Annotated in this window: 18 protein-coding genes; 7 read left to right on the top strand and 11 right to left on the bottom strand. The window is 67.2% G+C overall.

All coding sequences use genetic code 11. The features are described 5' to 3' along the window. The first annotated feature begins 12 nt into the window (after positions 1 to 12). Positions 13 to 942: a dihydrodipicolinate synthase family protein gene (locus QTI04_RS13910; protein ID WP_286616180.1), complete on the top strand. Its 930-nt coding sequence runs from the start codon at positions 13 to 15 to the stop codon at positions 940 to 942. Here QTI04_RS13910 and QTI04_RS13905 read toward each other — a convergent pair. From QTI04_RS13905 to QTI04_RS13880, 6 genes are all read right to left on the bottom strand, one after another. Continuing rightward, positions 939 to 2,444 (bottom strand): CYTH and CHAD domain-containing protein, encoded by a 1,506-nt coding sequence (locus QTI04_RS13905; RefSeq protein WP_286616179.1) that lies wholly within the window; start codon positions 2,442 to 2,444, stop codon positions 939 to 941. The genes QTI04_RS13910 and QTI04_RS13905 overlap by 4 nt on opposite strands. A 30-nt stretch (positions 2,445 to 2,474) precedes the next feature. Next, the gene (locus QTI04_RS13900) at positions 2,475 to 2,726 is read right to left on the bottom strand and encodes a hypothetical protein (RefSeq protein ID WP_286616178.1); all 252 of its coding nucleotides are present in this window, start codon (positions 2,724 to 2,726) and stop codon (positions 2,475 to 2,477) included. A gap of 116 nt (positions 2,727 to 2,842) precedes the next feature. Then, on the bottom strand, positions 2,843 to 3,208 hold the full coding sequence (locus QTI04_RS13895; protein WP_286602853.1) for a hypothetical protein: 366 nt from the start codon (positions 3,206 to 3,208) through the stop codon (positions 2,843 to 2,845). Between the two features lie 202 nt (positions 3,209 to 3,410). Continuing rightward, entirely contained in the window at positions 3,411 to 5,978 is a 2,568-nt protein-coding gene (gene cphA / locus QTI04_RS13890) for a cyanophycin synthetase (protein ID WP_286602852.1), read from the bottom strand. A 33-nt stretch (positions 5,979 to 6,011) separates the two neighbouring features. Then, entirely contained in the window at positions 6,012 to 8,255 is a 2,244-nt protein-coding gene (cphA, locus tag QTI04_RS13885; protein ID WP_286616177.1) for a cyanophycin synthetase, read from the bottom strand. A gap of 178 nt (positions 8,256 to 8,433) precedes the next feature. Next, positions 8,434 to 8,631 carry a hypothetical protein gene (locus QTI04_RS13880; RefSeq protein ID WP_286616176.1) on the bottom strand — a complete coding sequence of 66 codons (198 nt, stop codon included), beginning with the start codon at positions 8,629 to 8,631 and terminating at the stop codon, positions 8,434 to 8,436. On the opposite strand from QTI04_RS13880, the gene QTI04_RS13875 reads away from it, so the two are divergent. Genes QTI04_RS13875 through queC form a run of 3 tightly spaced genes read left to right on the top strand, consistent with a single transcriptional unit; the run spans position 8,620 to position 11,838 of the window. After that, complete coding sequence (locus QTI04_RS13875; RefSeq protein WP_286616175.1) at positions 8,620 to 10,659, top strand: ABC transporter ATP-binding protein; 2,040 nt, start codon at positions 8,620 to 8,622, stop codon at positions 10,657 to 10,659. The genes QTI04_RS13880 and QTI04_RS13875 overlap by 12 nt on opposite strands. Then, entirely contained in the window at positions 10,659 to 11,123 is a 465-nt protein-coding gene (locus QTI04_RS13870; protein WP_286616312.1) for a DUF1854 domain-containing protein, read from the top strand. Before QTI04_RS13875 ends, QTI04_RS13870 begins: the two co-directional genes overlap by 1 nt. 13 nt (positions 11,124 to 11,136) lie before the next feature. Beyond that, positions 11,137 to 11,838 carry a 7-cyano-7-deazaguanine synthase QueC gene (gene queC, locus QTI04_RS13865; RefSeq protein ID WP_286616174.1) on the top strand — a complete coding sequence of 234 codons (702 nt, stop codon included), beginning with the start codon at positions 11,137 to 11,139 and terminating at the stop codon, positions 11,836 to 11,838. Here queC and QTI04_RS13860 read toward each other — a convergent pair. Next, positions 11,817 to 13,586 (bottom strand): ABC transporter ATP-binding protein/permease, encoded by a 1,770-nt coding sequence (locus QTI04_RS13860; RefSeq protein ID WP_286616173.1) that lies wholly within the window; start codon positions 13,584 to 13,586, stop codon positions 11,817 to 11,819. The genes queC and QTI04_RS13860 overlap by 22 nt on opposite strands. A 240-nt stretch (positions 13,587 to 13,826) precedes the next feature. Here QTI04_RS13860 and QTI04_RS13855 point away from each other — a divergent pair, with 240 nt between their 5' ends. Genes QTI04_RS13855 through QTI04_RS13845 form a run of 3 tightly spaced genes read left to right on the top strand, consistent with a single transcriptional unit; the run spans position 13,827 to position 17,675 of the window. Next, the gene (locus QTI04_RS13855) at positions 13,827 to 14,861 is read left to right on the top strand and encodes a putative 2-aminoethylphosphonate ABC transporter substrate-binding protein (RefSeq protein ID WP_286616172.1); all 1,035 of its coding nucleotides are present in this window, start codon (positions 13,827 to 13,829) and stop codon (positions 14,859 to 14,861) included. 10 nt (positions 14,862 to 14,871) lie between these two features. Beyond that, the gene (locus QTI04_RS13850) at positions 14,872 to 15,939 is read left to right on the top strand and encodes an ABC transporter ATP-binding protein (RefSeq protein WP_286616171.1); all 1,068 of its coding nucleotides are present in this window, start codon (positions 14,872 to 14,874) and stop codon (positions 15,937 to 15,939) included. 59 nt (positions 15,940 to 15,998) lie between these two features. After that, positions 15,999 to 17,675: a putative 2-aminoethylphosphonate ABC transporter permease subunit gene (locus QTI04_RS13845; protein WP_286616311.1), complete on the top strand. Its 1,677-nt coding sequence runs from the start codon at positions 15,999 to 16,001 to the stop codon at positions 17,673 to 17,675. A gap of 17 nt (positions 17,676 to 17,692) precedes the next feature. Here QTI04_RS13845 and QTI04_RS13840 read toward each other — a convergent pair whose 3' ends face one another. From QTI04_RS13840 to gspD, 4 genes are all read right to left on the bottom strand, one after another. After that, the gene (locus QTI04_RS13840) at positions 17,693 to 18,592 is read right to left on the bottom strand and encodes a 5'-nucleotidase (RefSeq protein ID WP_286616170.1); all 900 of its coding nucleotides are present in this window, start codon (positions 18,590 to 18,592) and stop codon (positions 17,693 to 17,695) included. A gap of 4 nt (positions 18,593 to 18,596) precedes the next feature. Next, positions 18,597 to 19,829: a type II secretion system inner membrane protein GspF gene (gene gspF, locus QTI04_RS13835; protein WP_286616169.1), complete on the bottom strand. Its 1,233-nt coding sequence runs from the start codon at positions 19,827 to 19,829 to the stop codon at positions 18,597 to 18,599. A gap of 133 nt (positions 19,830 to 19,962) precedes the next feature. Continuing rightward, entirely contained in the window at positions 19,963 to 21,381 is a 1,419-nt protein-coding gene (gene gspE, locus QTI04_RS13830) for a type II secretion system ATPase GspE (protein ID WP_286602837.1), read from the bottom strand. A gap of 9 nt (positions 21,382 to 21,390) precedes the next feature. Continuing rightward, on the bottom strand, positions 21,391 to 23,706 hold the full coding sequence (gspD, locus tag QTI04_RS13825) for a type II secretion system secretin GspD (RefSeq protein WP_286602836.1): 2,316 nt from the start codon (positions 23,704 to 23,706) through the stop codon (positions 21,391 to 21,393). Position 23,707: the final 1 nt, after the last annotated feature.

The raw sequence follows: 23,707 nt of genomic DNA, 5'->3' as shown, positions 1-23,707 counted from the left end.
GGAGATCTTTCCATGACCGCTTCGACGAAACGCCGCTACCAGGGCATCTTCCCGGTCGCCCCGACCACCTTTACCGAGTCGGGCGAACTCGACCTCGCGAGCCAGAAACGAGCCATCGACTTCCTGATCGACGCCGGCTCCGACGGCATCTGCATCCTCGCGAACTTCTCCGAGCAGTTCGTGCTGTCGGACGAGGAGCGCGAAGTGCTGACCCGATCGATCCTGGAACACGTCGCAGGCCGGGTGCCGGTGATCGTCACCACCACGCACTTCAGCACCAGGGTCTGCGCCGAACGCAGCCGGCGTGCTCAGAACATGGGCGCCGCGATGCTGATGGTGATGCCGCCGTACCACGGCGCGACCTTCCGCGTGGGAGAGCCGCAGATTCACGACTTCTATGCGCGGCTGTCCGATGCGGTCGACATTCCCATCATGATTCAGGACGCACCGGCCAGCGGCACTGTGCTGTCGGCGCCGTTCCTTGCGCGCATGGCGAAAGAGATCGTGCACGTTGCGTACTTCAAGATCGAGACGGCGGGCGCTGCGGCGAAACTGCGTGAACTGATCCGGCTTGGTGGCGACGCGGTCGAAGGACCGTGGGACGGCGAGGAAGCCATCACGCTGATGCCAGATCTCGACGCGGGCGCGACGGGGTCGATGACGGGCGGCGGCTACCCGGACGGCATCCGGCCGATCATCGCGGACTACCTCGCGGGCCGGCGCGAGCAGGCTTTCGAGCGCTACCAGCAGTGGCTGCCCCTGATCAACTACGAGAACAGGCAGGCCGGATTGCTGGCCTGCAAGGCGCTGATGAAGGAGGGCGGTGTGATCGACTGCGAGGCGCCGCGTCATCCCTTGGCCGCCATGCATCCGGACACGCGGGCCGGCCTGATCGAGACCGCGCGGCGGCTCGATCCGCTGGTGCTGCGCTGGGGGCGCTAGGGCCTCTTCCAGAAGGGCCGCGCTTCGGCGATCTTGTCGAGCGCCTTGCGGCATTCCACCGCATCGTCGGGCTGGCGCGCACTCAGCCAGCCGACGGCGAACCACGCGCGTCCGTCGTGGGCGGCATGCTGCCGGTAGGCAGCGATCGCCACGGCGTCGTCGTTGTGCTTGCCGAGCGCGTCCTGCGCCGGCTCCAGTTCCTTCAGATAGCGCTTGGCTTCGCGCCGGCCGAACAGCGGGGCGACGAACTCGCCGAGGTAGCGCAAGCGCTTGAGGCGCTTGCGGACACGGTGCTGTGCGGTGGACTCCAGCGCCTCGAAGCGCCGGCCGTCGCGCACCACCTGGCGATGCAGCTTCGCCAGCCGCTTTCGCAGCAGCTTGCGCGCGGGGGGCGCTTCTTCGGGGGCATCGTCCGTGGCCTCGGTGGCCTCCGTGGGAAGCGAGGCGGTGACCAAGTCCATCAACACTGTCTGGAAATCCGCGCTGCGCACCACGTCGGCGGGTTCCGGAACGTCGGCAGCGTGCTGCCACGCGACGGGGGGGCCACCCGCGGCCTCGATCTGCGGCTGCACGCTCTGCCGAAGATGCTCGCGGTCGCGCCGAAGTCCGAGCGCGCGAAACGCGTCGACGAGCGCGAGCTCCCACGCGGAGTCGATCTGCGGCGCGAAATCGGACATCTCGCGCAGCGCGGTCCGGAAGCGCCGGATGCCCACGCGCAGTTGATGCACGTGCTCCGCGTCCTGGCTGCCTGCGGCGACTTCGCTCGCATTCGGCAGGATCTGTGCGAGACAGGTGTTCAACACTGCGCGAAAAACCTCCGGGCCGGACGGATCGCCTTTCAGAGAGGGCTGCACCGCCTTCGTCGGCGGCCCATGCTGGATGCCGTTGGCCAGCCGTTCGCCGCGCGCCGACTTCGACACGGTGTCGAGCCAAAGCCCATACCGGTTGCGCCAGCGCTGGGCGAGTTCGAGCATCGATTGCGGACTGCCATGCTTCAGTTCGATTTCCAGTTCGCACAGCGCATGCGTGCGGTCGCCCGACCGCACCTCGCCACGATCGAAAGCGAGTTCGACCAGAGCGTCGCCGGTGCGCATTTCACGCGTGGTGCGCCAGACGTCGGTGCCGTAGAGCGGGACGAGTTCGAGCGCTGCCGGGTCGTGCCCCGCCTGGCGCAACACCTTGACGATGAGATCACCGACGGGTGTGCCGTCGTGCCGGTCGATGCGCGGCAAGGGCACTTCGCGCGCACCCATGGGTGGGAGCTCGAAGTTGTGTTCGTGGCGTTGGAGCGGCCCGTCCGTCGGCGCCTTGGCGGTCTGCACCCAGGTGCCGCCTTCCTTGCGCAGTCGTAGCACGATGCGATGCGCCGCCAGGGCGCCATCCGCGGTATCGAAGTAGCGCGCGCGAAGCCGCGTGCGGTAGGAGCGTCCCCGGGCCACCGCCGCTTCGACCGCAGCCTGGTGCGAAGGGTCGATCTGGAACTTGAGTTCGAACTCGGTCACAGCGCGCCTGACGGCGCCCACGCGCCGGGATCAGCTGTCCAGTTCATTGACCTGCATCGACAAATCGAACAGCTTCGACTTGCTGGCGTAATAGCGGTCAAGGCGCCATTCCCTGAGGATGTCCATCGCCAACTGGAAGCTCTTGTAGTCGAGTTCATACAGCGTGACCAGTTCGAAGCTGTGCTCCGACTCGAGCGCCAGCACCAGTCTGGCCAGGATCTTTGCCGACTCGTTGGCCGGGTCCGTTTCAATGAACCGGCGAGCGACCTTGATGGCGTTCATGGGCTTTCCTCGTGGGGACAAGCCCTTGACTATAGCCAGCGCGTCCTCGCCATTTGTGACAGCCGCATGACAAGGCAGGACATTGAACCTGCGCGGCGGGCATGCGGCAGACCCCTCTACCGCGCCGGGACGGGCACCACGGTCGTGCGGATCACGCCGCCGCCCAGGACGCTGCCGGTGACGTTGGTTTGTCCGGTGCCGAGCACACGTGCCTCGCACGCGGCGCGGTCTTCTGGAGGCTGGCGGTTGCACCGCGCCAGCGCATTCGCCTGGAGGGTGGCAGCGTCGGGACTCGAGAGTCCGCCACGGCGCGCTTCCTGTTGCGCCGCGCCTCTTTCGCGCAGGCAAGCCTGCTTGTTCTGCAGGACGCCGTCGCAGACGAGGGAACCGGAGGTGGACGCCTGGGCGAGCGCCGACGATGCACCGACAAGACCGCCGGCCGCGACAAGAACCGCAAGGCACGAACGAAGGGCATTGGACATGAATCACTCCTTTTGCTTTGACGGCGCGGACTTGCACCGCCATGGGTGCTCAGTCTGCGGCCCGGGAAGCTCGGAGTGTGTGGGAGAGCACGGCCGTCGGCCAGTCCCCGGTGGCGCACGTTCTTGTCGGACAGATCCCGCAAACGGACGGGCAGATGGCTCGCAGAAGCCCGCCGCGTTCGCGAGCGCGCTCCGCGTGCGCTCAGCCTGCCGCGATGCGCTTGGCGAGGTGAGCGAGCGCTTCGTCGACCTGGTCCACCAGGATCAGCGAGAGGTCGCCCGGCTGCAGCCGCGCAAGCGCGCTGTCGATGGCGATGAACTCACCGCGGATCTCGTCGATGAAGCGCGTGCGTTGCGCCCCTTCGAGGCCCTGTCGAAGCAAGGCCATGACCTCGCCGTCGGCACGGCCGCGTTGCGCCGCGTCCTGGTAGAGGATCACGTCGTCGAAGGCCTGGCCGAGGATCGCGGTCTGGTCGCGGATGTCGCAGTCGCGGCGGTCGCCGGCGCCGCTGATCACCACCGAGCGCTTCTTTGCCGGCATGGTGTCGACCGCGGCGACCAGCGCGCGCATCGCGTCGGTGTTGTGGCCGTAGTCGGCGATCACGGTGGCGCCGCGGTAATCCATCACGTTGAACCGGCCCGGCACGCCGGCGGCATCGTTCTTGAAGCTGGCGAGGCCGCTGCGGATGGTGTCCCAGTCCAGGCCCACCGCCCATGCGGCCGCGACCGACGCCATGACGTTGTCGACCTGGAAGCCGATGGTGCCGTTGCGCGTGATCTGCACGTCGCGCAGCGGAATGCGCTCGCGCCACGAGCCTTCGGCGGCGACCAGCGTGTCCTGGTCGACGTAGACCGTGCGCTTGCCCTGTGCGCGGTGAGTGGCCATCACCGGATGCTGCCGGTCAGCGGCGAAGAAGATCACGCTGCCGGGGCAGGTGACGGCCATGGCCGCCACGTTGGGGTCGGTCGCGTTGAGCACCGCATAGCCGTTGGGCGCCACGTTGCGCACGACGACGCGCTTGAGCACGGCCAGGTCTTCGACCGTCGTGATGTAGTTGAGTCCGAGGTGGTCGCCGCTGCCGATGTTGGTTACCACGGCCACCTGGCACCGGTCGAAGCCGAGCCCCTCGCGCAGGATGCCGCCCCGCGCCACTTCGAACACGGCGGCATCGACGTCGGGATGCAGCAGCACGTTGCGGGCGCTCTTGGGTCCGCTGCAGTCGCCGCTGTCGGTCTGCCGGCCGTCGACGTAGACGCCGTCGGTGTTGGTCATGCCGGTGCGCAGGCCGCTGCCGGCGAGCAGGTGGTTGATCAGGCGCGCGGTGGTGGTCTTGCCGTTCGTGCCGGTGACGGCCACCACGGGGATGCGGCCGTCGTCGCCGTGCGCGAAGAGGGTGTCCATTACTGCTTCACCCACTGCGCGACCTCGGCCGAAAGAGGGCGAGATGTGCATGCGCAGGCCGGGCGCGGCGTTGACCTCGACCACGCCGCCGTGCTGCTCTTCCAGCGGGCGCAGAACGTTCTCGCAGACCATGTCGACGCCGCAGATGTGCAGCCCGACCATCTGCGCCGCATCGACTGCGCGGGCGGCCACTTCGGGGTGCACCGTGTCGGTCACGTCGGTGGCGGTGCCTCCTGTGGAGAGGTTGGCGTTGTTGCGCAGCACCACGCGCTGGCCGAGCGTGGGCACGCTGTCGGGCGTGAGGCCTTGCGCTTCCAGGCGGCCGATGGCGATGTCGTCGAGCCGGATCTTGGTGAGCGAGGTGGCGTGGCCTTCGCCGCGTCGCGGGTCCTGGTTGACCACGTCGACCAGCTCGCGAACCGTCTTCGCGCCATCGCCGATCACGTGCGGAGGATCGCGGCGGGCGGCCGCCACCAGCCGGTCGCCCACGACCAAAAGGCGAAAGTCGAAGCCGGGCAGGAATTTCTCGACCATGACCTCGCCGTAGACGGCAGCCGAGTCATAGGCGGAGATCAGTTGTTCCCGCGTAGTGATGTTGACGGTGACGCCCTTGCCTTGGTTGCCGTCCTGCGGCTTGACCACCACGGGCAAGCCGATTTCCTGCGCTGCGGCCCAGCCGTCATCGGCGTCGGTGACCGGGCGGCCCAGCGGCACCGGCACGCCGGCCGCATTGAGCAGTTGCTTGGTCAATTCCTTGTCCTGCGCGATGGCCTCCGCCACGCCGCTGGTGCTGTCGACTTCCGCGGCCTGGATGCGACGCTGCTTAGAGCCCCAGCCGAACTGCACGAGGCTGCCGGAGGTCAGGCGGCGATAGGGGATGCCGCGCGCGACGGCCGCATCGACGATGGAGCCGGTGCTCGGGCCCAGCCGCTCGGATTCGTCGAGGTCGCGCAGTTCGGTGATGGCCGCGATGGCATCGAAATCGGTGCCGTTCTGCGACGCGTCGATGAGCGCCTTGGCCAGTTCGAGCGCGCGCCGGCCGACGGCCTCTTCGCTGTACTGAAAGGTGACCTGGTAGACGCCGTCTTCGATCGTGCGCGCGGTGTGACCGAAGTTCACTGCACAGCCCGCCTGGGCCTGCATCGCCACGGCGGCGTTTTCGAGCACATGAGCGAGCGCCAGCGGTTGGCCGAGGACGATGGGGTGCAGTTCGCCGATGTTCGGGAACAGGGCGCGCAGGCGGGGCTCGAAGCCGGCCAGCCGTTCGATGGCGTTCTCGTCGTCCTTGCAGGTGACGATCGCCTCGATGCAGGTGTGGCGGCTCCAGAGATTGGGCCCACGCAGCGCGCGAGTACGGGTAACTTCCATGGCAGTAGGTGGCGCGGATCGAGGTCCGGCCGGTCAGGCAAATTGTTGTTCGACGGGCGAAAGAAGGGTCTGCGACAGCTGCAAAGACGCGAGTGCCGCTTGCAGATCGGCTTCGAAGGCTTCGACGCCGGCGCCGATCAGGTTCAGCGGAATGCCGAGTGCCCAGCCCGCGGCGACAGCGGCGAGCAGGCTTTCGAGGCTCACGCCCACGTGCGTGGCGCGCCAGATGGTCAGGCGGCCGAGTCCGGGCAGGAAGGATTCGCTGCTGCCGTTGGCCAGCACCACGCGGTCCTGACGCACCAGTACGGCCTTGCCGCCGCTGGACTGGTGCTTGGCCAGCGCCTCGGCCTGCGGGTCGGTGGAATACAGGATGACGTCGCCATCGCACAGCGGCGCCAGTCCGGCGACACGCTGGTCGGCGGCGTTGAGGACGGCGGTGCCTTCGGGCAGTACGACGTCGACCTGGGTACGGAGCACCCGCACCATCTGGTCGCTTTCGGTGATGTCGAATTCGGCCAGTGCTTCGGCACCTTCGAGGTCCGTCACGATGCCGACTTCGCAGCGGTCATAGGCGAGGCCGTCGCGCAGGATGGTTTCGGCACCGTTCTCGACCACCACGGCCTGCACGGCGCGGTTGACCAGCAGGCGGTGGCCGGCCTCCCAGTTGGCACTGTTGCGTGCATCGACGCGGCGGCGTTCGAGGAAGAGGCCGTCGCGGCAGGCCAGACCGGTGTGGCGGCCGCCGAGGCCGATCAGCCACGCGACCAGGCGCGACAAGACGGCGGTGTCGCGCGAGCCGGCGACGCCGACCACGGGAATGCGACCCGGTGCATCGTCGGGGAACAGGTGGTCGCAGATCGCGCGACCCACCGGCCGTGGCGAACCGACGGCGGGCTTCAGGTGCATCAGCAGGCCGGGGCCGGCGTTGACTTCGACGATGGCGCCGCCTTGGGCCGCCAGCGGCCGTGATATGTCCAGCGCCACGAGGTCGACGCCGGCGATGTCCAGGCCGACCACGCGGGCGGCCAGCACGGCGGCATGCGCGACGTCGGGGTGGACCTGGTCGGTGCAGTCGATGGCCATGTTGCCGTTGCGCTGGATCGTCACGACCCGGCCGGAGGCGGGCACCGCGGTGCCGTCGAGATCCTGGCGCTTGAGTTCGAGCTGCAGCTTGGCGTCAGTGTCGAGAACGATCACGTCCAGCGGAAACTCTTCTTCTGCACCGCGGCGCGGGTCGCTGTTGAGCTGGCTCTCGATGAGCTGGGCCACGGTCGAGGTGCCGTCGCCGGTCACGGTGATGATCTCGCCGCGCGCTGCGGCAACGACCTGTCCGCCGACCACCAGCAGGCGGTGTTCCGACCCGCGGATGAAGCGCTCGACCATCACGTCGCTGCCCTCCGGCTCGGCGACCGCGAAGGCGGCGATGACTTCCTCACGCGTGTGGAGCTCGAGCGAGACGCCGCGGCCGTGGTTGGCGTCGGAAGGCTTCACCACCACGGGCAGGCCGACGTCTTCGGCGGCTTCCCAGGCTTCCTCGGCGGTGGCGACCACCAGGCCCTCGGGCACCGGCACGCCGCAACTGGCGAGCAGCGACTTGGTCAGTTCCTTGTCGCTGGCGATGGATTCGCCGATGGCGCTGGTGTAGTCGGTCTCGGCCGTCCAGATGCGTTGCTGGTTGGCGCCGTAGCCGAGTTGAACCAGATTGCCGCTGTTGAGCCGCATGTGCGGGATGCCGCGATCCGTGGCGGCGCCGACGATGCACGCGGTGCTGGGGCCGAGGTAGCAGTCCTCGACCTTGGCCTTGACCGCGTCGACCGCGCGCTGCACGGCGGCGGCGTCGAAGGGGTCGTTGTTGATGGCGGCCATCAGCAGGCGATGGCCTTCGCCGAGCGCCACGCGGGCCACCTGCTCGTCGCGGGCGCGGAAGACCATGCGGTAGACACCATGCTGCGAGGTGCTGCGCGTCTGGCCGAAGCCCGTCGGCATGCCGGCCAGGTTGAGCAGCTCGATCACGACGTGTTCCAGCACGTGGCCCGCCCATGTGCCTTCGGTCAGGCGCTGGATGAAGCCGCCGCGCTCGCCGACGCCGCAGTGATGCTCGATCAGCGCCGGCAGCAGGGTCGTCAGGCGGTCGGTGAAACCGTCGATCTTGTTGGAGGGATAGTCCTCGAGCGCGCCAAGGTCGAGCCAGACTTCCAGCACGGGCCGGTAGGTCCAGAGGTTGGGGCCGCGCAAATAGTTGGTGCGCAGCAGGCGTATGTCGTCGAAACGGGTCATGAAAACGTTCGATGTGCTTTGGCCGAGCACCGCGGCACCTTCAAGAGCGCCCATGGTCATCGGTCAGAATCGGCGCCCGGCGAGCGCCATGAAGGGTCCGTTGGCGGGCCAGAGATACAGAAACACAATGCAACATCACGATCCAGTAGGCACCCCGGGGGGCGAAGCGGAGGAGGCTTCAGACATTCTGAAAAGCCGGCTCACTGATGCGGAAAACGTTCTGGCGAGCCTGCCGGTTGACCTCGACGGGGATCTTCGATTTGCCTCCGGCCTGCTGGCGTTGACGGAGCGCCGTTTGCTGGCCCGCGCGCCGGACGGCACTTGGGCGGAATGGCCGCTCCCGGCGCCGGGCCTCGAGCTGCAGATGGCCGATCACGCCGGTATCGGCACGCTCGACCTGCTGGATGCCAGGGGTCGGCTGGCCCGCTGGCGCTACACGCTCGCGAACCAGCCGGCGGCGCTGCGCCTGCAGAAGCTCTTCGAGCAGCAGGCGGCGGGAGTCGCGCAGGTGACAGGCGATGGCGGTGATGTCGACGACGCCGCGCTCGCCGAGCCCGAACTCCAGACTCCGCCCTCCACCTGGGTGCTGCTGCGACTGGGCCGCTTCGCCAAGCCCTACCGAAAGCAGCTCATCACCGGCTTCGTGCTGACGCTGGCCTCTACCGCCGCCACGCTGGTGCCGCCATACCTGACCATCCCGCTGATGGACGACATCCTGATCCCGTTCCAGAACGGCCAGAAGATCGCGGTCGCCAAGGTGGTGATGTTCCTCAGCGCACTGCTGGGTGCGGCGCTGGTCGGCTGGGCACTGGGTTGGGCGCGCACTTACATGCTGGCGCTGGTCTCCGAACGTATCGGCGCCGACCTGCGGACCACCACTTACGAACACTTGCTGACGTTGCCTCTGGATTACTTCGGCGGCAAGCGCACGGGCGACCTGATGGCGCGCATCGGCTCGGAGACTGACCGCATCAACGTTTTCCTGTCACTGCACGCGCTCGACTTCCTGACCGACGTGCTGATGATCACGATGACGGCGGTGATCCTGTTCTCGATCAACCCGCTGCTGGCGGTCGTCACTTTGGTCCCTTTGCCCTTCATCGCCTGGATGATCCACGTCGTGCGCGACCGGCTGCGCACCGGCTTCGAAAAGATCGACCGCGTGTGGAGCGAGGTGACCAACGTGCTGGCCGACACCATTCCCGGCATCCGCGTGGTGAAGGCCTTCGCGCAGGAAAAGCGCGAAGCCGACCGCTTCCACGCCGCCAACCTTTACAACCTGCAGGTTAACGACAAGCTCAACAAGACCTGGTCGCTGTTCACGCCCAGCGTGTCGCTGCTGACGGAAATCGGCCTGCTCGTGGTCTGGGGCTTCGGCATCTGGCAGGTGGCGCGCGGGCGCATCACCGTCGGTGTGCTCACCGCCTTCATCGCCTACATCGGGCGCTTCTACACGCGGCTCGATTCGATGAGCCGCATCGTCTCGGTCACGCAAAAGGCGGCGGCCGGCGCCAAGCGCATCTTCGACATCCTCGACCACGTGAGCAACGTGCCCGAGCCGGCCAATCCGGTGAAGGTCGAGCGCGTGCAGGGACGCATCGAGATGGCCGACGTGGGCTTCCGCTACGGCAGCCGCGCGGTGATCCGCGACCTCGATCTCGTCATCGAGCCCGGCGAGATGATCGGCCTCGTGGGCCACAGCGGATCGGGCAAGAGCACGCTGGTCAACCTGATCTGCCGCTTCTACGACGTGACCGACGGCGCCATCAGGGTCGACGGCACCGACATTCGCCGCTTCGCGGTGGCCGACTACCGGCGCCACGTGGGGCTGGTGCTGCAGGAGCCCTTCCTGTTCTTCGGCACCATCGCGCAGAACATCGCCTACGGAAAGCCCGATGCCACGCGCGAGGAGATCGTCGCCGCGGCCCGCGCCGCGCATGCGCACGACTTCATTCTGCGGCTCGCGCATGGCTACGACTCGCTGGTCGGCGAGCGCGGCCAGGGGCTTTCGGGCGGCGAGCGCCAGCGCATCAGCATCGCGCGAGCGCTGCTGATCGACCCGCGCATCCTGATCCTCGACGAGGCCACGTCGGCGGTCGACACCGAGACCGAGAAGGAAATCCAGAAGGCGCTCGACAATCTGGTGCAAGGCCGCACGACGATCGCCATCGCGCACCGCCTCTCGACGCTGCGCAAGGCCGATCGGCTGGTGGTGATGGACCGCGGCGAGATCGTCGAAGTCGGTCCGCACGACGAACTCATGGCCCGGCAGGGCGCCTACTGGCGGCTCTACCAGGCGCAATTGCGGCAAGCCGACGACGAGAGCGCCGGCGCTGCGGACGAACGCGCGGCGGTGGCGATGGCGCTCGGCAGCCACGCAGCCCATCCGGCGGGGGAAGCATGATGGACCGACTTCAACTGGAACGCGATGCGTTCGGCCGCCTCGTGCTGACCGATGCCGAAGGCATGCGCCATGTCGGCGTGGTGCCGGTGCGCGCGTTTCCGCTCACCGCGCCGGACGACGGCATTTCACTCGTCGGCAGCGATGGCCGCGAACTCGTGTGGATCGACCGGATGGACGTGCTGCCCGCATCGTTGCGCCAGTTGCTCGACGAGGATCTGGTCGCGCGCGATTTCGCGCCGACGCTGCTGAAACTGCACAAGGTGTCGAGCTTCGGCGTTCCCAGCACCTGGCAGGTGAGCACCGACCGCGGCGAGAGCAGCTTCGTGCTCAAGGCCGAGGAGGACATCCGTCGCCTGGAAGGCGGCGCGCTGCTGATCGCCAGCGCGCATGGCGTGCAGTTCCGCATTCCCGACGTGAAGTCGCTGGACCGCCCCTCGCGCAAGCTGCTGGAGCGCTTCCTCTAGAGAGTCGGTCGCCATGCACAACACCGCACTCGTCCTTTTCTCGGGCGGCCAGGACTCCGCCACCTGTCTCGCCGACGCACTCGACAAATTTGAGCGCGTGGAAACCGTCGGCTTCGACTACGGCCAGCGCCATCGCGTCGAACTCGAAGCGCGAATCACCGTGCTGGCGCATCTGCGGGAGCGCTTCCCGCACTGGGCGCCGCGGCTGGGCGAGGACCACATGCTGTCGGTCGATGTGCTGGGCCAGGTCAGCGCTTCGTCGCTCACGCAGGACATTGCCTTCGAGATGCAGGCGAACGGACTGCCGAACACCTTCGTTCCCGGGCGCAACCTGCTGTTCCTCACCCTTGCTGGCGCGCTGGCCTACCGGCGCGGGCTGGAGGTGATCGTCACCGGCGTGTGCGAGACGGATTTCTCCGGCTATCCCGACTGCCGCGACGACACGATGAAGGCGATGCAGCTTGCGTTGTCGCTCGGCATGGATCGGCGCTTCGTGATCGAGACGCCGCTGATGTGGATAGACAAGGCAGAGACCTGGGCGATGGCGCACCGGCTGGGCGGCGTCCCGCTGATCGACCTGATCGTCGAGGACACGCACACCTGCTACCTCGGCGACCGGGAGCAGCGCCACGCCTGGGGCTACGGCTGCGGCAACTGCCCCGCGTGCGAACTGCGCTCGCGGGGCTGGGAGCGCTACGTGGCCTCGACCCTGTAGCGCGCCGACGCGCCGTCGGTTTCCGGCACCAGCGTCCAGCGCCTGTCGTGGAAGGCGCCGACCGATGCCCGGTGCGCGATCGACACCATCGCGCCACCCGCGGCGCGAACGCCGGCCGCAAGCCGCTTGTACAGGGTCTCTTCCGCTTCGGCATCGAGCGCACTGGTGGCCTCGTCGGCGAACAGCCAGGCCGGTTTGCGCAGCAGGACGCGAGCGATGGCCAGGCGCTGCTGCTCGCCGCCCGAGAGCTTCTGGCTCCACGCGTCGCTGTCGTCGAGCCGGCCTGCGAGGTCGGGCAGCAAGGCATCGTCGAGGGCCTGCACGAGTTGCGCGTCCGTGTATTTGCTTGCCGGCTCGGGGTAGGCCAGCGCGTCGCGCAGGCGGCCGTTGGGCACGTACGGCCGTTGCGGGATGAACATCGCGTTGTCTGGCACCGAGACCCGGCCGTTCGCGAACGGCCAGATGCCGGCGAAGGAACGGAACAGCGTCGACTTGCCGCTGCCCGAGGGGCCTTGCAGCAGCACGGAGTCACCCGGCTTCACCGACAGGGCGGCGCCCTGGATCAGCGACGCACCGGTGGGCAAGGCGACACTGACATCGGCGGCGTTCAGGCCCTCGCCGGCCTTCGATGGTGTGCGTTCCAGCGCACTGACGGTGCCGTCATGGGCCCGCATGGCCGCCTCGAACGAGGTCAGCCGGTCCGCGGTCGCGCGCCAGACGGCGACGCGGTCGTAGTTGTCGACGAACCAGCTCAGCGAATCCTGCACACGGCCGAATGCCGAGTTGACCTGCATCAGCTGCCCGAGCTGGATTGCGCCGCTGAAGAAGCGCGGCGCCTGCACGATGAACGCAAAGACCACCGAGGCTTGCCCGAACGAAGCCGTGAAGGCCACCAGGTTCTTCTGTTTCTTGATCAACTGCAGGTAGTTCTTCAGCACCGAGCCGAAGCGCAGCTTGAGCTGCCCATGCTCGACCTGCTCGCCGCGGTCCAGCGCGATGGCCTCGCTGTACTCCCGCACGCGCACCAGATGGTGGCGGAAGTCGGCTTCGTAGCGTTGCTGCTGAAAGTTCAGCCCGATCAGCGGCCTGCCGATGTAGTGGGTGATGACCGTGCCGGCCGCGCAGTAGGCCAGCGCGATCCAGACCATCGAGCCCGGAACCTCATAGGTACTGCCGAACAGCGGCAGGCTCACGACGCCGCTCAGACCCCACAGGATGCCGATGAAGCTCACCAGCGTGACCACGGCGTTCAGCAGCCCCATCGACAGCGTCATCGTGTAGTCGGTGAAGATCTGCATGTCCTCCTGGATGCGCTGGTCCGGGTTGTCCGGCGTCTGTCCATCGTTCTGCCCGTAGCGCGCAAGCTCGAGGTGATAGAAGGTGTGATTCGCCATCCAGCGCGACAGGTAGCTGCGCGTCATCCACGCACGCCACCGCAACTGCAGCAGCTGCGTCAGATAGAACTTGAGGATCGCGATCACGATGTAGGCGGCGGCGATCCAGCAGAAAAAGACGATCTCCCTCCAAAACACGGCCTGATCTTTGTTCTGTAATGCGTCGTAGAAGCGCGCGTACCACTGGTTGTTCAGCACCAGCATGTAGACCACGCCCAGGTTGAGCGCGACGATGGCTGCAAGCAGGCCGCGCGCCACCCACTTTTCCTCCGACCGGAAGTAGGGCGCCGCAAGTGCGCCGATGCGGCGCAGGGTGGCAAGGATGTTCTTAGGGGCTTGTGTAGGCTCAGTCATGGCGTGGACCTGGGTTCACGCCAGAACGGCGCGTATCTTTCATCGTAGCGCCCCGCAAGCGCCGCAAGCTTAAGCGGCGCTGAAACGTGTCGGCGGCATGACGGCCCCGTGACAGGCTGCCCGGTGCATGGGGAATTGACAAACGCCTGTCACATGCCCTCCGGATGATCGACGGGTTTCGCGCGGAGCCGCGCACCGATCGGCAGTCTGCTGCCCAGCCACAACCCCAAGAGGATCCCCATGTTGCGTCGCACTTTTCAATGGGCCTTGCCCGCCGTCTTGCTGACCATCGGTGTCGGCGCGGCCGCCCAGGGCCGTACCGAGCTGCTGGTGTACACCGCGCTCGAAGCCGATCAGGTGCAGGCCTACAAGGCGGCCTTCGAGAAGGACAACCCCTCGATCGAACTGAAGTTCGTTCGCGACTCCACCGGCATCGTCACGGCCAAGCTGCTCGCCGAAAAGTCCAACCCGCAGGCCGACGTGGTCTGGGGGCTGGCCGCCACCTCGCTGATGCTGCTCGACAAGGAAGGCATGCTGCAGCCCTACGCGCCGAAGGGTCTGGAAGCCATCAAGCCGACGATGCGCGACAGCGCGAATCCGCCCAAGTGGGTCGGCATGGACGTGTGGTCCTCCGCCGTGTGCTTCAACACCGCCGAGGCGCAGAAGAAGAACCTGCCCAAGCCCACGAGCTGGGCCGATCTGACGAACCCGGTCTACAAGGGCCAGATCACCATGCCGAACCCGGCCGCTTCGGGCACCGGCTACCTGATGGTTTCGGGCTGGATCCAGATGATGGGCGAGCAGAAGGCGTGGCAGTACATGGACGCCCTGCACCAGAACATCGGCATCTACAGCCAGTCCGGCAGCAAGCCCTGCCGCCAGGCAGGCGCTGGCGAATTCGCGCTCGGCATGTCCTTCGAGTACCGCGCCAACAAGACCAAGCGCGACGGCGCGCCCATCGACATCGTGCTGCCCAAGGAAGGCCTCGGCTGGGACATGGAAGCCACCGGCATCATGAAGACGACGAAGAAGGCCGAGGCCGCGAAGGCGCTGGCCGACTGGGCCGTGACGAAGCAGGCGAACGAGCTTTATGCGAAGAATTTCGCCGTGCTCGTGCTGCCGGGCATCCAGGAAAAGCTGGAGTTCGTGCCGGGCGACGTCGAGAAGCTGCTCGCGAAGAACGATTTCGACTGGGCTGCCGCGAATCGCGAACGCATCCTGACCGAGTGGTCCAAACGCTACGAGTCGAAGTCCGAAAAAAAGGCTCCGCAGTGACGGGTCGCGCATGACGAGTTTCCTTTCCCTGCGCGGCATCGGCAAATCCTTCGGCAACTCCCGCGTGCTCGACGGGATCGACCTGGATATCGAACCCGGTGAGTTCGTGTGTCTGCTCGGGCCTTCGGGCTGCGGCAAGACCACGCTGCTGCGCATCGTCTGCGGCATCGAACACGCGGACCACGGCCAGTTGCTGCTGGGCGGCCAGGACATCGCGGGTCTGCCGCCGGCTGCGCGTGGCTTCGGCGTGGTGTTCCAGTCGTACGCGCTCTTTCCCAATCTCACGGCGGCGCAGAACATCGCCTACGGCCTGCAGCCGACAGGGGCGCTGGCGCGGGAGATCGCCAAGCGCTCGCGCGAGATGCTCGATCTCGTCGGGCTGGCCGCGCACGCCGACAAGTATCCGGTGCAGCTCTCTGGCGGCCAGCAGCAACGCGTGGCACTGGCGCGTGCGCTGGCGCCCAATCCGCGCCTCCTTTTGCTGGACGAGCCCCTGTCCGCGCTCGATGCCCAGGTTCGCACCAGCCTGCGCACCGAAATCCGCGCGCTGCAGAAGCGCCTCGGCGTCGTGACGATCATGGTCACGCACGACCAGGAAGAGGCGCTGTCGATGGCGGACCGCGTGGTGCTGATGCACAACGGCCGCATCGAACAGGCTGGCACGCCCGATGAGCTCTACCACCGTCCGCGCACCCGCTTCGTCGCGAGCTTCGTCGGCCGCATGAACATGCTGGCCGCGACCGTGCTGCCCGACGGCAGGATGCGTGTGCGCGACAGCGAACTGGTCTGCGAGCCGGGTGACGTCGGCGTGGGCGCGCAGGCCACCATCGGCATCCGGCCGGAGCACGTGGTGGTCCGTCGCTTCGGCGACGACGTGGGCATCAACAGCTTCGCGGCGCGCCTTCTGGACACCGAGTTCTTCGGCAACCGGACGGCCGCGCGCCTCGCCTGCGAGCCGTTGGGCATCGAGATCGAGGCCGATCTGCCGGTGGACCATCGTGGCGTCGATCCGCTGGTGCCCAGCAGCATGGTGCACATCCAGCTGCCGCAGCACGCGCTGTCGGTGTTGGCGCGTTGAGCGCCCTCGCCGACGTCGACTCCACGACCGTGTCGACGATCGCTGCCCGGACGACCGAACTGCCGCGCCAACGCAGCGCTTTCGATCGCGACCGCTGGCTGACGGGCGCTGCCGTATTGCTGGCCGTGGCCGTGCTGATCGTGATCGTGGCGCTGCCGGTGGGTGCGCTGGTCGGGCAGAGCTTTTTCGATCGCGCGGGCGCGTTCGTGGGGCTCGCGAACTTCGCGCACTACGTCGACAACCCCGCGCTCGTGCGGTCGGCTTTCAACAGTGTCTGGCTCGCAGTGGTCAGCGCGGCGTTGTGCACGGGCATCTCCTATGTGTATGCCTACGGGCTCACGCTCTCGTGCATGCGCGGCAAGGGACTGTTGCGCGCCATCGCGTTGATGCCGCTGCTCGCGCCCTCGCTGCTGCCGGCGATCAGCCTGGTCTACCTGTTCGGCAACCAGGGCGTGTTCAAGGGCTGGCTCGGCGACGTGTCGATCTACGGCCCCTTGGGCATCGTGCTCGGCTCGGTGTTCTGGACCTTGCCGCACGCGCTGCTGATTCTCACCACGGCGATGGCCACGTCCGACGGCCGCCTCTACGAGGCAGCACAGACGCTCGGCGCGTCGCGCTGGCGCATCTTCCGCACCGTGACGCTGCCGGCATCGCGCTACGGCTTGATCGTTGCCGGCATGGTGGTCTTCGTGCTGGTCATCACCGACTTCGGGGTGCCCAAGGTGGTGGGTGGCCAGACTGGAGTGCTCGCGACCGACATCTACAAGCAGGTCGTGGGGCAACAGAACTTCCAGATGGGCGCGGTGGTCGGTTTCGTGCTGCTGATTCCTGCCGTGCTGTCCTTCCTGGTCGAGCGCCGCGTGCGTCGCCTGCAGGCTGCGGCCTTGTCCGCGCGCGCCACGCTCTACGTGCCGGAGCCCATGCCGGTGCGCGACCGAGCGTTGCTGGCCGCATGCCTGCTGATCGCGTTCTGCATCGTCGTGATGATCGGCATGGCGGTGTTCGCCTCGCTGGCGACCTACTGGCCTTACAAGCTCGCGCCTTCGCTCAAGAACTACGACTTCAGCAATATGGATGGCGGCGGCTGGGGCAGCTACTTCAACTCGCTGCGCCTCGCGGTGGGCGCCGCGGTGGCGGGTGCTATCGCCACCTTTGTCTCGGCCTACCTGGTCGAGAAGCCGCGCCACTTCGTGCTGTTGCGCGAGGTGCTCAACCTGCTCGCGAATCTGCCGCTCGCCGTGCCCGGCCTTGTGCTGGGCGTGGGCTACATCTTCTTCTTCAACGCGCCATCGAATCCGCTGCGCGGGCTCTACGGCGGCATGGCGATCCTCGTGATCTGCACGGTTGCGCACTTCTTCTCGGTCGCGCACCTGACTTCGCTCACGGCGCTGCGCCAGCTCGACCGCGAGTACGAACTGGTGTCGGAATCGATGGGCGTGCCTTTCTGGCGCACGCTGTGGCGCGTGCACCTGCCGGTGGCGATGCCGACCGTGCTCGACGTCGCGGGCTACTTCTTCGTCAATGCGATGACAACGGTATCGGCGGTGGTCTTCCTCTACGCACCGCAGACCACGCTGGCTGCCATCGCGGTGCTGAACATGGACGATGCGGGCGATGTCGCGCCGGCAGCGGCCATGGCGTCGCTGATCATGCTGACGGCCGCACTCGGCCGTGGCTTGTTCGCACTGGCGGGCCGCTCGGTGCTGGCGCGGACGCAGGGCTGGAGAAGCAGGTAGCTTTCTGCCCGAGCGGCTCAGCGCGGATTGCTGATGCCGCTGGCGACGTGCCCAGAGGGCACATGGCGCGCAGCCGCATCGACGTGGCCGGTCTGGTCGTCGAAGAAGAAGTCGGGCTCGAATTCGCGCAGGAACTCGCCCTTGGGCAGGCCACCGAGGAACATTGCTTCGTCAACCTTGATCTTCCAGTTCATCAGCGTGCGGATGGCGCGCTCGTGCGCGGGCGCGCTGCGTGCGGTCACCAGCGCCGTGCGAATGCGCATGGCCGGGCTGCTGGCCTGCTGCAGCCGATGCAGCGCCGCGAGCAGCGGCTTGAACGGCCCTTCAGGCAGCGGCATCTGGGCCTTGCTCGACTCGTGCAGTTGGAAGGCGTCGAGACCTTCGGCCTGGAACACGCGCTCGGCCTCGTCGCTGAAGAGCACCGCATCGCCGTCGAAGGCGATGCGCACTTCATTCGGATAGGCATCGCTGGCATGCACCGATTCGACGAGCACCCGCGCTGCAGGGAATCCGGCAACGAGGGCCTCGCGCACGTCTTCCGCATTGACCGAGAGGAAGAGGTGCGCACGCAACGGCCGCAGGTAGCCGAACGGCGGCCGCCCCTGTGTGAACACGCCGCGTTGCAGCGAGATGCCGTTGGCCGCGCCCGAGCGGAAGATCCTCATCCCCGACACCGGGTCGTTGCGCGACAGGATCACGACCTCGACGCGCTGCTTGCCGTCGTCGTTGAAGCGCAGCAGCTTGCGCACCAGCGAGTAGGCGATGCCCGGCTGGGCCGGCACGTCGAGGCGGTCGAGCTGCAGTTTCATGTAGCCCGCGTCGTCGCCTGATTCGAAGATCCGGTTTTCTTCTTCCAGATTGAAGAGTGCACGCGAGGAGATCGCCACCACCAACTTATCGTCAAGGGAGACCGCCATAGAGCTACTTCACGAATTGGTTCAATTGGATGATGGGCATCAGCACCGCGAGGACGATCAGCATCACCACGCCGCCCATCGCCACGATCAGCAAGGGCTCCAGGATCGTGGCGAGGTGCATGGCGCGGCGCTGCACTTCCGCGCCGAGCTGGTTCGCCGCACGCTGCAGCATCAGCGGCAAGGTGCCGGTCTGCTCGCCGAGGCGCGCGAACATCGAGACGATGCCCGGGAAGCGCTTCTTCTGCGCCAGCGCCGAAGCCAGCGGCGCGCCTTCGCGCACCAGCACGAGCGCATCGAGCGCATCGGCGCGCATGGCCCGATTGCCGAGTGTTTCGGAGGCGGCCTGCAGCGCACGCAGGATGGGCACGCCGGCCGTCGCCAGCATCGCCAGCGTGCTCGCGAAGCGCGCCGCGTTGTAGCCGCGGGAGAGCTTGCCGACGAGCGGGAGATTGAGCCACGCCGCATCGAACTTCTCGCGAAAGGCCTCGCGGGCGAGCGCCATTCGAGCGCCGATGGTGCCGATGACGATGACGCCCAGCATCAACCACCCGTAGTTGCGCACGAAATCGCTGAGGGCCAGCATCGCCACCGTGAGGATGGGCAGCGCGCGCTTGGTGCCTGCGAACACGTTGGCGACCTGCGGCACGACGTAGCTCACGAGAAAGATCACGATGACGATCGCGACCAGCGTCACGATCGCCGGATACAGGGCCGCGCCGACGAGCTTTTGTTGCAACGCCTGCCGCTGTTCGAGGTCATCGGCCAGGCGCTCCAGCACGAGGCCGAGGTTGCCGCTCTGTTCGCCGGCACCGATCACGGCGGTGTAGATCGGGGAGAACTCGCGGGGATGTTGCGCGAGCGCGCGACCGAAGGGCGAGCCGGCGTTGACTTCGGCGCGCAAGGAGGCGACCAGGTTGCGTTGCGCTTCGCTCTCGGCTTCGTCGGTCAGTGCGGTGAGTGCGCGTTCGAGCGGGAGGCCCGAAGACACCAGGCCAGCGATCTGGCGGGTCCAGACGGCCAGGGTCGTGGAACTGAAGATGCGGCCGCCGCCGAACATCCGGCGCCACCCACCGGCGGCCGGTGCGCCGCTTTCAACGCTGCCGACGGGTGTGACGGCGAGGGGGATCAGCGCCTGTGCGCGCAGCATGCCGCGCGCACCGCGGGCGGTATCGGCTTCGAGCACGCCCTTGCGGGGCTGGCCTTGCTGGTCGATGGCGTCAAACGAATAGGCGGGCATCTGGCGATTCTCTCTCCCCCAGGCTTGCCCACTTCGTGTGGCCGCCAACCCCCTTCCGGGGGCGTTGCCTTCGGACCGGCGGAGCCGGATCCGGGGCAACCTGCGAATGGGAGCGTGGCTTGCGGAGGGCTGCTTAGTCTCTGGTGACCCTCAGAAGTTCGGCTCGTGAGGTGACGCCGGCCTTGAGGAGGCGTTCGCCATCTTCGCGCATGGAGCGCAGGCCGCCGCGCTCGGCGGCGACGAAGATCTGGCTTTCGGGGGCGCGGTTGTGGATGAGCGACTGCACGGTGTCGTCGGCCACGAGCAGTTCGAAGATGCCGGTGCGGCCCTGGTAGCCGGTCTGACCGCAGGCGGTGCAGCCGACGGGTTGACCTTCGCCACCATCTGTGGGCACAGAGCAGACGGGACACAGCTTGCGAACCAGCCGCTGCGCCAGCACGCCGAGCAGCGACGAGCTGAGCAGGAACGGCTCCACGCCCATGTCGGTCAGGCGCGTGACGGCGCTGACGGAGTCGTTGGTGTGGAGCGTCGCGAGCACGAGGTGGCCGGTGAGCGATGCCTGGATGGCGATTTGCGCGGTTTCGAAGTCGCGGATTTCGCCGATCATGATCACGTCCGGGTCCTGCCGCAGGATAGCGCGCAGGGCCTTGGCGAAGGTCAGTTCGATCTTGGCGTTGACCTGGGTCTGACCGACGCCTGGCAGCTCGTACTCGATCGGGTCTTCGACCGTCATGATGTTGCTGCTGCTCGCGTCGAGCCGGCTGAGCGCGGCGTAGAGCGTGGTGGTCTTGCCCGAGCCGGTCGGTCCGGTCACCAGGATGATGCCGTGCGGCTGGCCGATCAACTGCTCGAAACGCGCGAGGGTGTCGCCCTGCATGCCGACCGATTCGAGCGTGAGCTTGCTTTCCGATTTGTCGAGCAAACGCAGCACCGCGCGCTCGCCGTGCGCCGACGGCAGCGTCGACACGCGCACGTCGACTGCGCGGGTGCCGATTCGCAGGCTGATGCGTCCGTCCTGCGGCAGGCGCTTTTCGGAGATGTCGAGGTCGGCCATGATCTTCAGGCGCGAGATCAGCGCCGCATGCAGCGCGCGATTGGGCTGCACGACTTCGCGCAGCGTGCCGTCGATGCGAAAGCGCACCGAAGACGTCCGCTCGTAGGGCTCGATGTGAATGTCGCTGGCGCCGTCGCGCGCCGCCTGCGTGAGCAGTGCGTTGAGCATGCGGATGATCGGCGCGTCGCCGGCCGATTCGAGCAAGTCCTCGACCGCCGGCAGTTCTTGCATCATGCGCGAGAGGTCGGCGTCGCCTTGGACCTCGCTAACCACGGCGGCGGCGTTCGATTCGCCCTGCGCATAGGCTGCGCTGATGCGCTGAGCCAGCTGTTCGGGCGCCAGTGGCTCAAAAGTCTTGACCTGGTACTTGCGCAGCACTTCGCCCAGCGCGCTGCGCGGAGGCACCTTGGGCATCCAGAGGGTATAGCTGCCTTCGTCCGTTTCTTCCAGCAACAACTGCTGGCCGCGCGCGAAGGCGTAGGGGAGGGGATAGCGCACGACCTGACTCTAGGGCAATTCGCGGCCCGTCGATGGGTCGGCGGTGGGTGGCAATGCGCCCTTCATGGTGCTTGGGCGCAGTGCCCGCGTGTCGCTCGGGGTGAGCGGCGGCGGCACCAGGCGCGTGCCCTCGATGCGGCGGTCCGGGTTGGCGGCCGGCGGCAGTGTGGGTGTAGGTGCCAAGGGCTGCATGCCCTGCCCGGGCGGCGCCGCCGGCAGCACTGCGGACTCATCCACGCTGCGCAGGAAGATGTTCTTCTCCGGCTGCGAGGTCTGCTGCAGGCCGCGGATGGCGTCGTAGCGGTCGAGGGCGAGTTGGTCGCCGACGGCGTTGTCGCGCACCACCACGGGCCGCAGGAACACCATCAGGTTGGTTTTCTTGCGCGAGCGCGTTTCGCTCTTAAAGAGATTGCCGAGGATCGGGATGTCGCCGGCCAAGGGCACCTTTTCCGTGCCGCTCGAATACTCGTCCTGCAGCAGCCCGCCGAGCACGATGATGTTGCCGTCGTCCACCACCACGTTCGATTCGATGCTGCGCTTGTTGGTGGTCGGGCCGTTCACGTTGTTCAGGGTCGACGCCTGGATGGTCGAGACCTCCTGGAAGATCGACATCTTGACGGTGTTGCTCTCGTTGATCTGCGGTCGCACCCGCAGGGTCAGGCCGACGTCCTTGCGCTCGATCGTCTGGAACGGATTGACCGATCCGTTGGCAGCACCCGTGTTGGTGAACTGGCCCGTCAGAAAGGGCACGTTCTGGCCGATCACGATCTTGGCCTCCTCGTTGTCCAGCGTCAGCAGCGTGGGCGTCGACAGCACGTTGCCCTCGCCATTGCTCTCGAGAAAACGCGCGACAAAGCTCAGGATGTATTGGCCGCCGTACTTGGTGCCGATGCCGAAATTGATGCCGGTCGAAGGCCGCGTAGCGGTGTTGCCGGTCGCCAGGCCGACCGCCAGGTCGACGATGTTCTGGCCGCCCAGGCTGGAGTTGGTGCCGATGAAGCCCACGTTCCGGTCGCCGCTGTTGCCGATGCCGGTCTGCCACTGGATGCCGAACTCCGCCGCCTTGTCGGCGTTCACTTCGACAATCAGGCTTTCGACCAGCACCTGCGCGCGCTTGCCGTCGAGGCGGTCGATCACCGCGCGCATCTGCCGGTACTGTGGTTCGGGCGCCGTGATGATCAGCGAATTGGTGGACGGGTCGGCCTGCACCTGGCCGCCGGTCGACGGCTGGTTGGCGTTGGGGTTGAGGGGCGCCGTTGCAGCCGAACTGGCCTGCGACAGGCCGCTTTGTGCGGTGTTGAGTTGCTGCGAGGCCTGCTGGGTGCCGCCGCCCGTGGTGCCCTGAAGGCCACCGGTGCCGCCACGTGCTTCTGCCGACATCGCCGCACGCAAGGTCGCTGCGAGCTTGACCGCATCGGCGTTCTTCAGATAGACCACGTAGACATTGCCGGCGGCGCCGTTACCGCTGTCGATGGCCGGGCGGTCGATCTTGTCGACCAGCGTGCGGACCAACTGTGCGCGCGCCGGGTTGGCTGCTCGCAGGATGAGCGCGTTGCCGCGCGGCTCGGCAAGCAGCGTGGTGCGGAACGACGAATCGACCGAGCCCGGCGTGGTGGCGCCCGGGCTCGTGCTCGCGCCGCCTTCGAGCAGCCGCGTGATCAGCGGCACCATGTCGGTGGCGATCGAATGCTTCAGCGGAATCACTTCGATGTCCGAAGCGTTCGGCACGTCCAGCGCTGCCACGATGCGTGCGAGGCGGCGCATGTTCTCGGCGTAGTCGGTGATCACCAGCGAGTTGTTGCCCGGGTTCACGTTGATCGTGTTGTTGGGCGCGATCAGCGGGCGCAGCACCGGCAGCAGGTTGTTGGCCGATTCGTAGTTGAGCTTGAAGATCTGCGTGACGATCTGATTGCCGTTCACGCTCGACGAAGTGGGGGTGGAAGTGGTCACCGTGCTGCTCTGCAGCTTGGCGTCGGCTTCCGGCACCACCTTGTAGAGCCCTTCGGACTGCACCACCGCAAAACCCTGCAGCCGCAGCGCCGCCGCGAACTGGTTGAACGCCGCGTCCGGGGAGATGGCGCGGTCGGTCTGCAGCGTGAGCGTGCCCTTGACGCGCGGGTCGACGACCACGTCGCGGCCGGTCACGACCGCCATGGTCCGTGCGACGGACTCGATCTCGGCGTTGGTGAAGTTCAGCGTGATCGGTTCGCCGCGCCGCACGATGGTTTCCTGTGCGAACGCGGAAGGAATGCAGGCCGCGATCAGCATCTGCGCGGCGAGCGCGATGGTTCCGATGCGGATGCCGGTCGAAGTCTTTGGCTTCATG

This window comes from Variovorax sp. J22R115 (assembly GCF_030317005.1).
Classification (GTDB): domain Bacteria; phylum Pseudomonadota; class Gammaproteobacteria; order Burkholderiales; family Burkholderiaceae_C; genus Variovorax.
This window is presented reverse-complemented; position numbering and strand designations above follow the sequence as displayed.